10 protein-coding genes are annotated in these 11,228 nt (G+C 71.7%); 3 read left to right on the top strand and 7 right to left on the bottom strand.

Going from position 1 to position 11,228, the window contains the following annotated elements:
- Positions 1–147: 147 nt before the first annotated feature.
- Positions 148–768, bottom strand: a complete 621-nt coding sequence (locus tag ABZU74_RS06490) for a DedA family protein (RefSeq protein WP_355419125.1) — start codon at positions 766–768, stop codon at positions 148–150.
- A gap of 508 nt (positions 769–1,276) precedes the next feature.
- On the opposite strand from ABZU74_RS06490, the gene thrS reads away from it, so the two are divergent.
- Entirely contained in the window at positions 1,277–2,494 is a 1,218-nt protein-coding gene (gene thrS / locus ABZU74_RS06485; RefSeq protein WP_355419123.1) for a threonine--tRNA ligase, read from the top strand.
- Positions 2,495–2,533: 39 nt separating this feature from the next.
- On the opposite strand, the gene ABZU74_RS06480 is transcribed toward thrS, so the two are convergent.
- The 4 genes from ABZU74_RS06480 to ABZU74_RS06465 form a co-directional block, all read right to left on the bottom strand.
- Positions 2,534–4,459: an ABC transporter ATP-binding protein gene (locus tag ABZU74_RS06480; RefSeq protein WP_355419163.1), complete on the bottom strand. Its 1,926-nt coding sequence runs from the start codon at positions 4,457–4,459 to the stop codon at positions 2,534–2,536.
- Between the two features lie 152 nt (positions 4,460–4,611).
- Entirely contained in the window at positions 4,612–6,345 is a 1,734-nt protein-coding gene (locus ABZU74_RS06475) for an ABC transporter ATP-binding protein (protein ID WP_355419121.1), read from the bottom strand.
- The gene (locus tag ABZU74_RS06470; RefSeq protein ID WP_091394443.1) at positions 6,339–6,821 is read right to left on the bottom strand and encodes a MarR family transcriptional regulator; all 483 of its coding nucleotides are present in this window, start codon (positions 6,819–6,821) and stop codon (positions 6,339–6,341) included. Before ABZU74_RS06470 ends, ABZU74_RS06475 begins: the two co-directional genes overlap by 7 nt.
- A 25-nt stretch (positions 6,822–6,846) precedes the next feature.
- Entirely contained in the window at positions 6,847–7,293 is a 447-nt protein-coding gene (locus ABZU74_RS06465; protein ID WP_355419119.1) for a DoxX family membrane protein, read from the bottom strand.
- A gap of 84 nt (positions 7,294–7,377) precedes the next feature.
- Here ABZU74_RS06465 and ABZU74_RS06460 point away from each other — a divergent pair, with 84 nt between their 5' ends.
- Complete coding sequence (locus tag ABZU74_RS06460; protein WP_355419117.1) at positions 7,378–7,980, top strand: TetR/AcrR family transcriptional regulator; 603 nt, start codon at positions 7,378–7,380, stop codon at positions 7,978–7,980.
- Between the two features lie 75 nt (positions 7,981–8,055).
- On the opposite strand, the gene ABZU74_RS06455 is transcribed toward ABZU74_RS06460, so the two are convergent.
- Positions 8,056–9,495, bottom strand: a complete 1,440-nt coding sequence (locus ABZU74_RS06455) for a GuaB1 family IMP dehydrogenase-related protein (RefSeq protein ID WP_355419115.1) — start codon at positions 9,493–9,495, stop codon at positions 8,056–8,058.
- A gap of 157 nt (positions 9,496–9,652) precedes the next feature.
- The gene (locus ABZU74_RS06450) at positions 9,653–10,249 is read right to left on the bottom strand and encodes a LysE/ArgO family amino acid transporter (protein WP_355419113.1); all 597 of its coding nucleotides are present in this window, start codon (positions 10,247–10,249) and stop codon (positions 9,653–9,655) included.
- A gap of 70 nt (positions 10,250–10,319) precedes the next feature.
- On the opposite strand from ABZU74_RS06450, the gene ABZU74_RS06445 reads away from it, so the two are divergent.
- On the top strand, positions 10,320–11,213 hold the full coding sequence (locus ABZU74_RS06445) for a LysR family transcriptional regulator ArgP (RefSeq protein WP_355419111.1): 894 nt from the start codon (positions 10,320–10,322) through the stop codon (positions 11,211–11,213).
- The last annotated feature ends 15 nt before the right edge of the window (positions 11,214–11,228 follow it).

Here is an 11,228-nt window from a genome sequence, read left to right as displayed (position 1 = left end):
ATCTGCTCCCGCTCCAACGCACTCAACCTCGACGCCATAACCACCCCAACGACAACCACCAAAAGGGGGTGTTGCAACCACCGGTTGAGCCCGCCCAGCTGACGGAAACTGTCCAAGGTCTTTGCTTCCTGAGTCGGTGGTGCGCGGTCAGTCGATGGAGACGTCGACCGCGGCGGCGGCACGGGCGTGGCGGGCGCTCACCAGTGTCATCGCCCATCCGGCCGCGGCGAAGCCGGCTGCCGCGGCGGTGGCGATGATGGCCAGCCGCCAGGCCGACTCGGTCAGTGCGGTGCCGCCCAGGTGCCCGACCAGCGCGCCGTAGGTGGCCCAACCCAGCGCGGCGACGGACTCGTAGAGCACGAACAGCCGGTACGGATAGCGGCTCCGCCCGGCCGAGAAGCAGGCCGCCATCCGACCGCCGGGCACGAACCGGCAGAGCAGGATGACCAACGGCCCGGGTTGTCGCAGCCCCTGGGTCACCCGGCTGGCCACCCGGCGGGCACGGCTCAGCTCGGCGTGCTTCGGTGGCCGCCGGTCCGGCGCGCTGCGCCCGAGCAGGTAGCAGGCCAGGTCGCCGGCGAAGACGCCGAGCGCGCCGACGGCGATGGTGACCGGCAGGCTGAGCCCGCCGTAGACGGTGAGCGCACCACTGGTGATCATGACGATCTGGGTGGGGATCACCGGCACGAAGGCGTCCGCGATCAGCAGAGCGAGCAGCACCAGGTACGCCCACGTCGGCGACGCGACGTCAGTCAGAAGTTCGGGCACGCCTGCCACCTCGCCGGATGCGGCCGATTGGGTGTCTAGAGCCTGACGTCGTGTCCGGCGTCACGGTGGACGGCCCCGGCCCGTCGTGACCGTCGACACGACTGGGCCACCCAGCTACAACGAGGCCGGTCGTTGCGGGGTGACGGGTTCCGGGGCTGTTCCACCCGTTCCAGGCGGGCGGCACAACCGCGTTCGTCGGCGTACCGTTGTCGGCGCGGCCACGCCCGTCGGGTCCCCCGTTCCTGACGATTCGGCCGCCAGGGCCGCCGGCGGGTCCCGCGCCGGCGGCCCACCCCTCCGCCGCGAAATCGGGTGCGACCCTGATCGTCGCGCGGGTACGGTCGCCGTATGCGCAGCGCGGTAATGATGACCACGACGCCGGGTGTCCCCGGCGCGCCGCTCTGACGTAACCACCGTCGACCAGGCCCCGGGGCGATCCGCCCCGGAGGGCAGCGCGCCGTTCGGAGCCCAGGTCGCCTCCGGGTCGTACCCGATCCAGGAGCCCGACATGATCGACCACCGTAGGCTCGGCCGCGAGCTGGACCTCTTCGTCTCCGACCCGCTGGCCGGTGCCGGCCTGCCGATCTGGCTGCCGGCCGGCGCCGCTGCCCGGCACGCCGTCGAGGAGTACGTCAGAGAGTTGGAGCGCCGCTCCGGCCACCAGCACGTCTACTCGCCGCCGCTGGGTAAGCGGGAACTCTTCGAACTCTCCGGCCATCTCGGCTACTTCGCCGACGACATGTTCCCGCCGATGCGGCTGAGCGCCGACGACGAGTTCGTGCTCCGGCCGGCGCTCTGCCCGCACCACGCGTTGGTCTTCGGGGCGCGGGGCCGTTCCTACCGGGAGCTGCCGTTGCGGATCGCCGAGCTGGGCGGGATGTACCGCTCGGAGCGCTCGGGCGTGCTCGGCGGGCTGTCCCGGGTCCGCGCCATCTCGCTCAACGACGCGCACACCTTCTGCGCCCCCGAGCAGGTCGGCGCGGAGGTCGTCGAGATCCTCCGGCTGATCCGCGAAGCGCACGCCGCGCTCGGCGTCCGGCCGGCCGGGTTCCGGCTGTCGCTGCGCGGGCCGGGCGAGAAGTACGTCGGCGACGACGCCCAGTGGGCCCGCGCCGAGGAGCTGCTCCGGGAGGCGCTGGCCGGGGTGGAGTACGTCGAGGCGCCGGGGGAGGCCGCCTTCTACGGCCCGAAGATCGATATTCAGATCGTCGACGCCGCCGGCCGGGAGTCGACCATCTCCACCATCCAGGTGGACTTCGACAAGCCGGAACGGTTCGACCTGTCGTACACCGACTCGGACGGCAGCCGACGTCGCCCGGTCATGGTGCACCGCAGCCTGGTCGGCAGCATGGAGCGGCTGTTCGCGTACCTCATCGAGGTGCACGAGGGGGCGTTCCCGGCCTGGTACGCGCCCGTCCAGATGGTGCTGCTGCCGGTCGACGACGGCCAGGTCGACGCGGCGGCCGACCTGGCCCGACGGGCGGGTGACGCCGGTCTGCGGGTCGAGGTGGACGCCGCCGGCTCGCTGGGCGCCCGGATCCGGGACGCGGCCCGCCGCCGCGTCCCGTACCTCGGGGTGTTGGGTGCCCGGGAGGTGGTCGCCGGACACCTCGCGCTGCGCCTGCGCGGTGGCCGCGCCCTGGCCCCGATGCCCGCCGACGCCGCGCTCGCCCTGATCGGCGGGCAGGTCTCCGCCCGCGCGACCGACCTGCTGCCGTCGGACTGACCCGCCCACCGATCGTCTCGCGCGCACGGCCGCCCGGCCTCAGACCGACGCCGGTTGGGCGGCCGGTTCCTCGTCGACCACAGCGCCGGTGAACTGGGAGCGGTAGAGCCGGTGGTACGCGCCCTGCGCGGCGAGCAACTGCTCGTGGGTGCCCTGCTCGACGATCCGACCGTCCTCCATCATGAGGATCAGGTCGGCGTCGCGGATGGTGGAGAGCCGGTGCGCGATGACGAAGCTGGTCCGGTCCGAGCGCAGCGCGGCCATCGCCCGTTGCAGCAGCACCTCGGTGCGGGTGTCCACCGAACTGGTGGCCTCGTCGAGGATCAGCAGCGACGGCTCGGCGAGGAACGCGCGCGCGATGGTGATCAGCTGCTTCTCACCGGCGCTGACGTTGCTGCCCTCTTCGTCGATGACCGTGTCATAGCCGTCCGGGAGGCTGCGCACGAACCGGTCCACGAAGGTGGCCTGGGCCGCGGCGAGGATTTCCTCCTCGGTCGCGTCCGGCCGCCCGTAGGCGATGTTGTCCCGGATGGTGCCGCCGAACAGCCAGGTGTCCTGCAGCACCATGCCGATCCGGCCGCGCAGGTCGTCGCGGCGCATCGTGGTGATGTCCACCCCGTCCAGGGTGATCCGGCCGGCGTCCAGCTCGTAGAACCGCATCACCAGGTTGACCAGCGTGGTCTTGCCGGCCCCGGTCGGGCCGACGATGGCCACCGTGTGCCCGGGTTCGGCGACCAGCGACAGGTCGTCGATCAGCGGCTTGTCCGGCTCGTAGCGGAACGAGACGTGCTCGAACTCGACCCGACCGTGCGGGTCGGTGACCCGGGCCGGCGCGACCGGGTCGGGGGTCTGCTCGTCCGCGTCGAGCACCGCGAAGACCCGCTCGGCCGAGGCCACCCCGGACTGGAGCAGGTTGGCCATCGAGGCGAGTTGGGTGAGCGGCTGGGTGAACTGGCGGGAGTACTGGATGAACGCCTGCACGTCGCCGAGGCTCATCGTGCCGGAGGCGACCCGCAGCCCGCCGACCACGGCGATCGCCACGTAGCTCAGGTTTCCGATGAACATCATCGACGGCATGATGATCCCGGAGATGAACTGCGCCCCGAAGCTGGCCCGGAACAACTCCTCGTTCTTCGCGTGGAAGGCGGCCTCGACCTCCCGCTGCCGGCCGAAGACCTTCACCAGCTCATGACCGGTGTACGCCTCCTCGATCTGGCCGTTGAGCTCGCCGGTGTGCGTCCACTGCGCGATGAACTGTTTCTGTGAGCGCTTGGCGATGCGCTGGGTGACCAGTACCGACAGCGGCACCGCGACCAGGGCCACCAGCGCCAGCACCGGCGAGATCCAGAACATCACGGCCAGCACGCCGACGACTGTCAGCAGCGAGGTGAGTAGTTGGCTGAGGGTCTGCTGCAGGCTGGTGGAGATGTTGTCGATGTCGTTGGTGACCCGGCTGAGCAGCTCACCGCGCGGCTGCCTGTCGAAGTAGGGCAGCGGCAGCCGGTTGAGCTTCTCCTCCACCTCGGCGCGCAGCCGCAGCACGGTGCGCTGGACCACGCCGTTGAGCAGCCAGCCCTGCCACCAGGACAGCAGGCTCGCCGCCAGGTAGAGCCCGAGCGCCAGCAGCAGCACCCGACCCAGGGCGCTGAAGTCGATGCCCACCCCGGGCACCACGTCCATCCGGGCCAGCATGTCGGCGAAGCTGTCGTTGCCGCTGGCCCGGGCCGCCGCGACGGCCTGCTCGGCGGTGGTGCCGGCGGGTAGTTGCCGACCGATTACCCCGCTGAAGATCAGGTCGGTGGCGTGGCCGAGGATCTTCGGCCCGGCCACGCTGAACCCGACGCTCAACACCGCCAGCGTGATGATCGCGGCCAGGTGCAGCCGGTGCGAGCGCAGCCGGCCGAGCAGCCGTCGGGCCGACGGCCCGAAGTTCATCGACTTCTCGGCGGGCATCCCGGCGCCCATCCACGCCGGGCCGCCGCCCTGACGCCCGGGCGGCAGCCGCTTCGGCGTCCGCGCGTCGCCGCCGGCCGGTTGCGCGTCGCCGCCCGACTGTTGCGCGTCGCCGGCCGGCTTCTGACTGGGTACGGCCGCGGTGCGCGGCTCGTCACGCTCGCTCATGCCGCCACCTCCGTGGTCTGCTGCGAGGCCACGATCTCGGCGTACGTCGGGCAGGTGTCCAACAGCTCCGCATGTCGTCCCACTCCGACGACCCCTCCGTTTTCAAGAACGATGATCTGGTCGGCGTCGATGATCGTGGAGACCCGCTGGGCCACGATCACCACCGCGGACTGCTCGGTGACGGGCCGCAGTGCCGCTCGCAGCCGCGCGTCGGTGCCCAGGTCGAGCGCGGAGAACGAGTCGTCGAAGAGATAGATCTCCGGCTGCCGGACCAGGGCCCGGGCGATGGCCAGGCGCTGCCGCTGCCCACCGGAGACGGTGGTGCCGCCCTGCGCGATCGGGGCGTCCAGCCCGCCTGGCATCTGGGCCACGAAGTCCCGGGCCTGGGCGATCTCCAGCGCCGTCCACAGCTCCTCGTCGGTGGCGTCTGGGTTGCCGTAGCGCAGGTTGCTGGCGACCGTCCCGGTGAACAGGTACGGCCGTTGCGGCACCAGGCCGATGCGTCGCCACAGCTCGTCCGGCGCCAACTCCCGCACGTCCACCCCGTCGACCAGCACCGCGCCGGCGGTGACGTCGACCAGGCGGGGAATCAGCGACAGCAGCGTCGTCTTGCCCGCGCCGGTGCTGCCGATGATCGCCGTGGTGGTGCCCGGGGTCGCCCGGAAGGAGATGTCGCGCAGCACCGGCTCCACCGCGCCCGGGTACTGGAAGCGCACCCCGCGCAGCTCCAACTCGGCTCGGGTGGGCAACTCGGTGACCGGCGCGCTGGCCGGGACCACCGAGGAGTCGGTGTCCAGCACCTCGACGATCCGCTCGGCGCAGACCGCCGCCCTCGGCACCATCATCAGCATGAAGGTGGCCATCATGACCGCCATCAGGATCTGCATCAGGTACTGCAGGAACGCGGTGAGCGCGCCGACCTGGATCGCGCCGGCGTCCACCCGCTGGGCGCCGAACCAGAGCACCGCCACGCTGGAGACGTTCAGCACCAGCATGACCACCGGGAAGATCAACGCCAGCAACCGACCGGTACGCAGCGCGGTCGCGGTCAGGTCGGCGTTGGCGACGCCGAAGCGGTCCGTCTCGTACGGCTCGCGGACGAACGCGCGGACCACCCGGATGCCGGTGATCTGCTCGCGCAGCACCCGGTTGACAGTGTCGATGCGGGTCTGCATCAACCGGAAGCCGGGCACCATCCGACGGATGATCGCGCCGAGCGCGATGGCCAGCACCGGCACGCTGACCAGCATCAGCCAGGAGAGCCCGACGTCCTCGCGCAGTGCCATGAACACGCCGCCGACGCTCATGATCGGTGCGGCGACCAGCATCGTGCAGCTCATCAGCACGAGCATCTGCACCTGCTGCACGTCGTTGGTGTTGCGGGTGATCAGCGACGGCGCCCCGAACCGGGCCACCTCGCGGGCCGAGAAGCGGTTGACGTGCCCGAACAGTTCGGCGCGTACGTCGCGGCCGAAGCCCATCGCGACCCGGGCGCCCAGGTAGACGGCGGCGATCGAACAGACGATCTGGATCAGGCTGACCAGCAGCATCCAGCCGCCGGTGCGCACGATGTAGTCGGTGTCGCCCCGGGCCACACCCTGGTCGATGATGTCCGCGTTGAGGCTGGGCAGATAGAGCGAGGCCATGGTGCCCACGAACTGGAGCAGCACCACCGCCAGCAACGGTCTCTGATAGCTGCGCAGTTGGCCGCGCAGGAGTCGGATCAGCACGCCGGGTCCTTCGTTTCGGTAGGGCGTCCGGTCATCCGCGGGTCGTCTCCGCTGCCGATGACCTCAAGCAGGAACTCCCGGATCACCTGGGCCTTCGCCGGGTCGGCGTCGACCGAGGTGAGGGGCCGTCCGGAGTGCATGAGTGCGCCGAGCGCGGCCACCCGTTCCCGCCCGGCGGGGGTGATGGCGAGTCGGATGCTGCGTCGGTCGTTGTCGTCGCGCTGCCGCTCGACCAGACCGTCGCGCTCGAGCGTGTCGACGATGCCGGTCAGGGTCGCCGGCCGGACGAACCCCTTCTCGGCGACCGCCCGGTGGGGCAGCTCGCCGTGTCGGGCGAGCGTCATCAGGGTGATCATGCCGGCCTGGGTGAGGCCGTGCTCCTCGGCGAGGTAACGGTTCCACCGCTGCCCGACGAGGTGCCCGGCCACCACCAGTAGCCGCCCGAGCGGCACGTCCTGGAGGGTCACGAGTTCCACGACGGATAGGTTAGCGCCCTGATAGTCAGGGGCCAAACGAAATTGCCGCAGCGGTGGCCACGAACACGATCTGCAGAATCGTTCGCTGTGCCAACGGGGTCACCGGACGTCCGGCGAGGGTCAGCTTCCGGCGGGCGGCCGAGACGTTGGCCGGGAACATGGCGAGCATGAGCAGGCCGAGCCCGGCCGCCGCGACCCGGGCGGTCGCCGGCACCAGGAGGCCGACCGCGCCGACCAGTTCCAGCACGCCGGTGGCGGTGACCAGCAGGTCCGGCCGGGGCAGTCGGGGCGGGACCATCGCGATCAGGTCAGCGCGGCGCTGGCCGGCGAAGTGTGCGACGGCGGTCAGCGTGAACATCACGGCCAGCCCGACGCGCAGCGCGGGACTCCAGCCGTCCAGTGCGGAGATGCCGGCCAGGCCGGTGAGTCGGGCCAGCGCGGTGCCGACGATCAGGGCGATCAGGGGTGCCATCGGAATCCTCCTCGGGGGAAACTTGTCAGTGGCAAGATTGCGCGGCAGAGGCGCATCTTGTCAATGGCAAGATAGGATTTGCGCATGACCGACACGCGCGCCTACCACCACGGCGACCTGCGTCGCACCCTGCTGACCGCAGCGCTGGAGGCCATCGAGGAGGTCGGGCCTGCCGCGCTGAGCCTGCGCGACCTGGCCCGCCGGGCCGGTGTCTCGCACGCCGCGCCCGCACACCACTTCGGCGACAAGGCGGGCCTGCTCGCCGCGCTCGCCGCCCAGGGCTTCGACCTGCTGGCCCAGACGTTGACCGAGGCGGATGACGACCTGTTGGAGGCCGGCGTCGCGTACGTCGACTTCGCCGTCACGCACCGGGCGTACTTCGAAGTGATGTTCCGGCCGGAGCTCTACCGGGCCGACGACGCCGAGGTGATCGCCGCCCGGGGCCGGGCCGGCGCGGCACTCCGCTCCGGGGTGGCGGCGCTACCCACCGGCGGCGCGCCCGCCGACACCGACCGGGACGCGCTCGCGGCCTGGTCGATCGCACACGGCTTCGCCACCCTCTGGCTGGCCGGCGCACTGCCCGACCGGGTGGGTGACAATCCCCGCGAGGCAGCCCGCGCCGTCCTACGCCGGCTGGCCACCCGACCCCGAGCCTCCCCACCCCTCATGGCGTCGATCATGGAGTAATGGTGGGCGGTTCGTCCACCGGTGCCCCTTCTGTGAGGCACCACAACTCCATGATCGACGCGTCGGGACACGGAGTTACCAGCTGGTGGGGAGGGGCATTCCTTCGGTGAAGCCGGCGGCGCTCTGCACGCCGACGATCGCCCGCTCGTGGAACTGGGTCAGGTTCCGTGCGCCGGCGTACGTGAAGGCGCTGCGTACCCCCGCGATGATCTCGTCGATCAGGTCCTCGACGCCGGGGCGGGCCGGGTCCAGGTGCATCCGGGCCGAGGAGATGCCCTCCTCGAACACCGCCTTGCGGGCCCGGTCGTACGGGCTGTCGTCGGCGGTCCGGGCGCTGACCGCCCGAGCCGAGGCCATCCCGAAGCTCTCCTTGTACCGCCGACCGTCCGCATCGGTGTAGAGGTCACCGGGGGACTCGTAGGTGCCGGCGAACCAGGAACCGACCATCACGTTCGACGCGCCGGCGGCGAGCGCGAGCGCCACGTCCCGAGGGTGCCGCACTCCACCGTCGGCCCACACGTGCCGGCCCAGTTGGCGGGCGGCGGCCGCGCAGTCGAGTACGGCGGAGAACTGCGGTCGACCCACGCCGGTCATCATCCGGGTGGTGCACATCGCGCCGGGGCCGACGCCGACCTTGATGATGTCCGCCCCCGCCTCCACCAGGTCGCGGACGCCCTCGGCGGTGACCACGTTGCCGGCCGCCACCGGTACGCCCGGGTCCAGCTCGCGGACCGCCTGAAGCGCGGAGATCATCCGTGCCTGGTGGCCGTGCGCGGTGTCCACCACCAACGTGTCCACCCCCGCCTCCAGCAGGGCAGCGGCCTTGCCGGTCACGTCACCGTTGATCCCGACGGCCGCCGCGATCCGGAGCCGGCCCCGGTCGTCCACGGCCGGCGTGTAGAGGGTGGCCCGCAACGCGCCCTGCCGGGTCAGCACCCCGACCAGCCGGCCCTCGGCGTCCACCACCGGGGCGAGTCGGCGACGGCCCGCCGAGAGCCTGTCGAAACCGGTACGCGGATCCGCGTCCGCCGGGACGGTGTGCAGCTCGGTGGACATCACGTGCCGCAGCTGAGCGAACCGGTCCACGCCAGTGGTGTCCGCCTCGGTGACCACACCCATCGGCCGGCCGGCGTCGTCGACCACGATCACCGCACCGTGCGAGCGCTTGGGCAGCAGGTGGATGGCATCGCCCACGGTCTCGGTCGGGCCGAGCGTGATCGGCGTGTCGTAGACCAGGTGGCGCTGCTTGACCCAGGCGACGACATTCGCCACCACCTCGATCGGAATGTCCTGCGGAATCACCGCGATGGCACCCCGGCGGGCGACCGTCTCCGCCATCCGCCGTCCGGCGACCGCGGTCATGTTCGACACCACCAACGGGATGGTGGTGCCGGTGCCGTCGCCGGTGGAGAGGTCGACGTCGAGCCGGGAGGCCAGATCGGAGCGGGCCGGCGCCATGAAGACGTCGGTATAGGTCAGGTCGTGCGCGGGGACCGCGCCGTGAAGGAACCGCACCCGGCAATCATTCCCGCTCGCGGTCCATTCCACCGCCGGTGGTCGCGGAAAACACTCGCGCCGCCGTCGGTCCTGGTCCCGGTGGCGTCGTCGGTGCTCGCCGGGCGAACCGGTCAGCCCAGGAGCGCCACGGCGGGCCCGGCCGGGTGCGAGCCGGTCAGCCTAGCAGGAGTGCCACGGCCAGCCCGGCCATCACCACGGCGATGATCGCGTCCAGCACCCGCCAGGCCCCGGCGCGGGCGAGCAGCGGCGCGAGACGCTGCGCGCCGACGCCGAGCGCGGTGAACCAGACCACACTGGCCAGGGCTGCACCGGCCCCGAACACCCACCGGTACGGATGTTGTTGGGCCACCCCGCCGAGCAGGAGCACGGTGTCCAGGTAGACGTGGGGGTTCAGGTAGGTGAAGGCGGCACAGGCGAGCAGGGTCGCACCCAACGTGGCCGGCGGCCGGTCGGTGGGCAGGAGGGCGCCGGGCCGCAGGGCGCGGCGGGCGGCGAGCCCGGCGTAGCAAAGCAGGAAGGCCGCGCCGCCCCAGCGGATCGCGGTGAGGAGGCCCGGTCGGGCGGTCACCAGGGAACCGACCCCGGCCACCCCCGCCATGATCAGCAGCGCGTCCGACGCGGCGCAGGTCAGCACCACGGGTATGACGTGCTCGCGGCGCAGGCCTTGGCGCAGGACGAAGGCGTTCTGGGCGCCGATGGCGACGATGAGCGCGATGGAGATCGAGAAGCCGGCGACGGCGGAGGTGAGCACGGACTCGACGCTAGGGCTGCCGACACTCACCAGTCCAACTAAAGATTCTGACGCAACTTAAGCTCAGCTAATGGAAGGTCTCGACTCGGCGCAGCTGCGCACCCTCGCGGCGGTGGTGGCGGAGGGCAGTTTCGACGCGGCGGCCCGGTTGCTGCACGTCACGCCGTCGGCGGTGAGCCAACGGATCAAGGCGCTGGAGGAGAACGTCGGCCAGGTGCTGGTCCGCCGCGCCCGACCGTGCGTGGCAACCGACGCCGGCCGCCCGCTGCTGCGCCTGGCCGGCCAGCTCACGCTGCTCGAACGGGAGGCGCTGGCCGACGCTCGCGGCCCGTTGGCCGGCGGTGGCCGGATCCGGGTGGCCGTGGTGGTCAACGCGGACTCGCTGGCCACCTGGTTCCCCGCCGCGCTGGCCCGCCTGCCGCAGCGGGCCGGGCTCTCGTTCGACCTGCGGCAGGACGATCAGGACCACACCGCCGAGCTGCTCCGCGACGGTTCGGTGACGGCGGCGGTCACCGCCCAGCGGGAGGCCGTGCAGGGCTGCCGGGTGCTGCGGCTCGGGGCCATGCGCTACCGCGCGTTGGTCACCCCGGAATTCGCGGCGTCCCACTTCGCCGGAGGATTAACCGCCGCCGCGCTGGCGAGCGCCCCGCTTCTCGTCTTCGACCGGAAGGACCGGGTGCAACACCGGTTCATCCGGGCGGTGGCCGGTCGACCGCTCGACCCGCCGGTGCACTACGTTCCGTCGGTGCCGGCGCTCAGCGAGGCGATCCGGCTCGGGTTGGGCTGGAGTCTGGTGCCGAAACAGATCGCCCAGGCCGACCTGACCGCCGGTCGCTGTGTCGACCTCGCGCCCGGCCGACACCTCGACGTCCCGCTGTACTGGCAGCACTGGCGGCTGGAGTCGGAGGTGCTGAACGCCCTGACCGCCGCCGTCCGAGCCGTCGCCACCGAGGTTCTGCGCTGACTGCCGGCCGGGCGG

The sequence above is a fragment of the Micromonospora sp. NPDC005171 genome, assembly GCF_040608575.1.
Classification (GTDB): domain Bacteria; phylum Actinomycetota; class Actinomycetes; order Mycobacteriales; family Micromonosporaceae; genus Micromonospora.
The sequence above is the reverse complement of the archived record's forward strand: the minus strand, read 5'-3'. Positions and strand labels throughout refer to the sequence as shown.

What these genes read in the sequence shown, in the direction of transcription:
- thrS (WP_355419123.1), top strand. Translation starts at nt 1,277, where the DNA reads ATGATCGACCACCGTAGGCTCGGCCGCGAGCTGGACCTCTTCGTCTCC.
- ABZU74_RS06480 (WP_355419163.1), bottom strand. Translation starts at nt 4,459, where the DNA reads ATGGGCGCCGGGATGCCCGCCGAGAAGTCGATGAACTTCGGGCCGTCG.
- ABZU74_RS06465 (WP_355419119.1), bottom strand. Translation starts at nt 7,293, where the DNA reads ATGGCACCCCTGATCGCCCTGATCGTCGGCACCGCGCTGGCCCGACTC.
- ABZU74_RS06460 (WP_355419117.1), top strand. Translation starts at nt 7,378, where the DNA reads ATGACCGACACGCGCGCCTACCACCACGGCGACCTGCGTCGCACCCTG.
- ABZU74_RS06445 (WP_355419111.1), top strand. Translation starts at nt 10,320, where the DNA reads ATGGAAGGTCTCGACTCGGCGCAGCTGCGCACCCTCGCGGCGGTGGTG.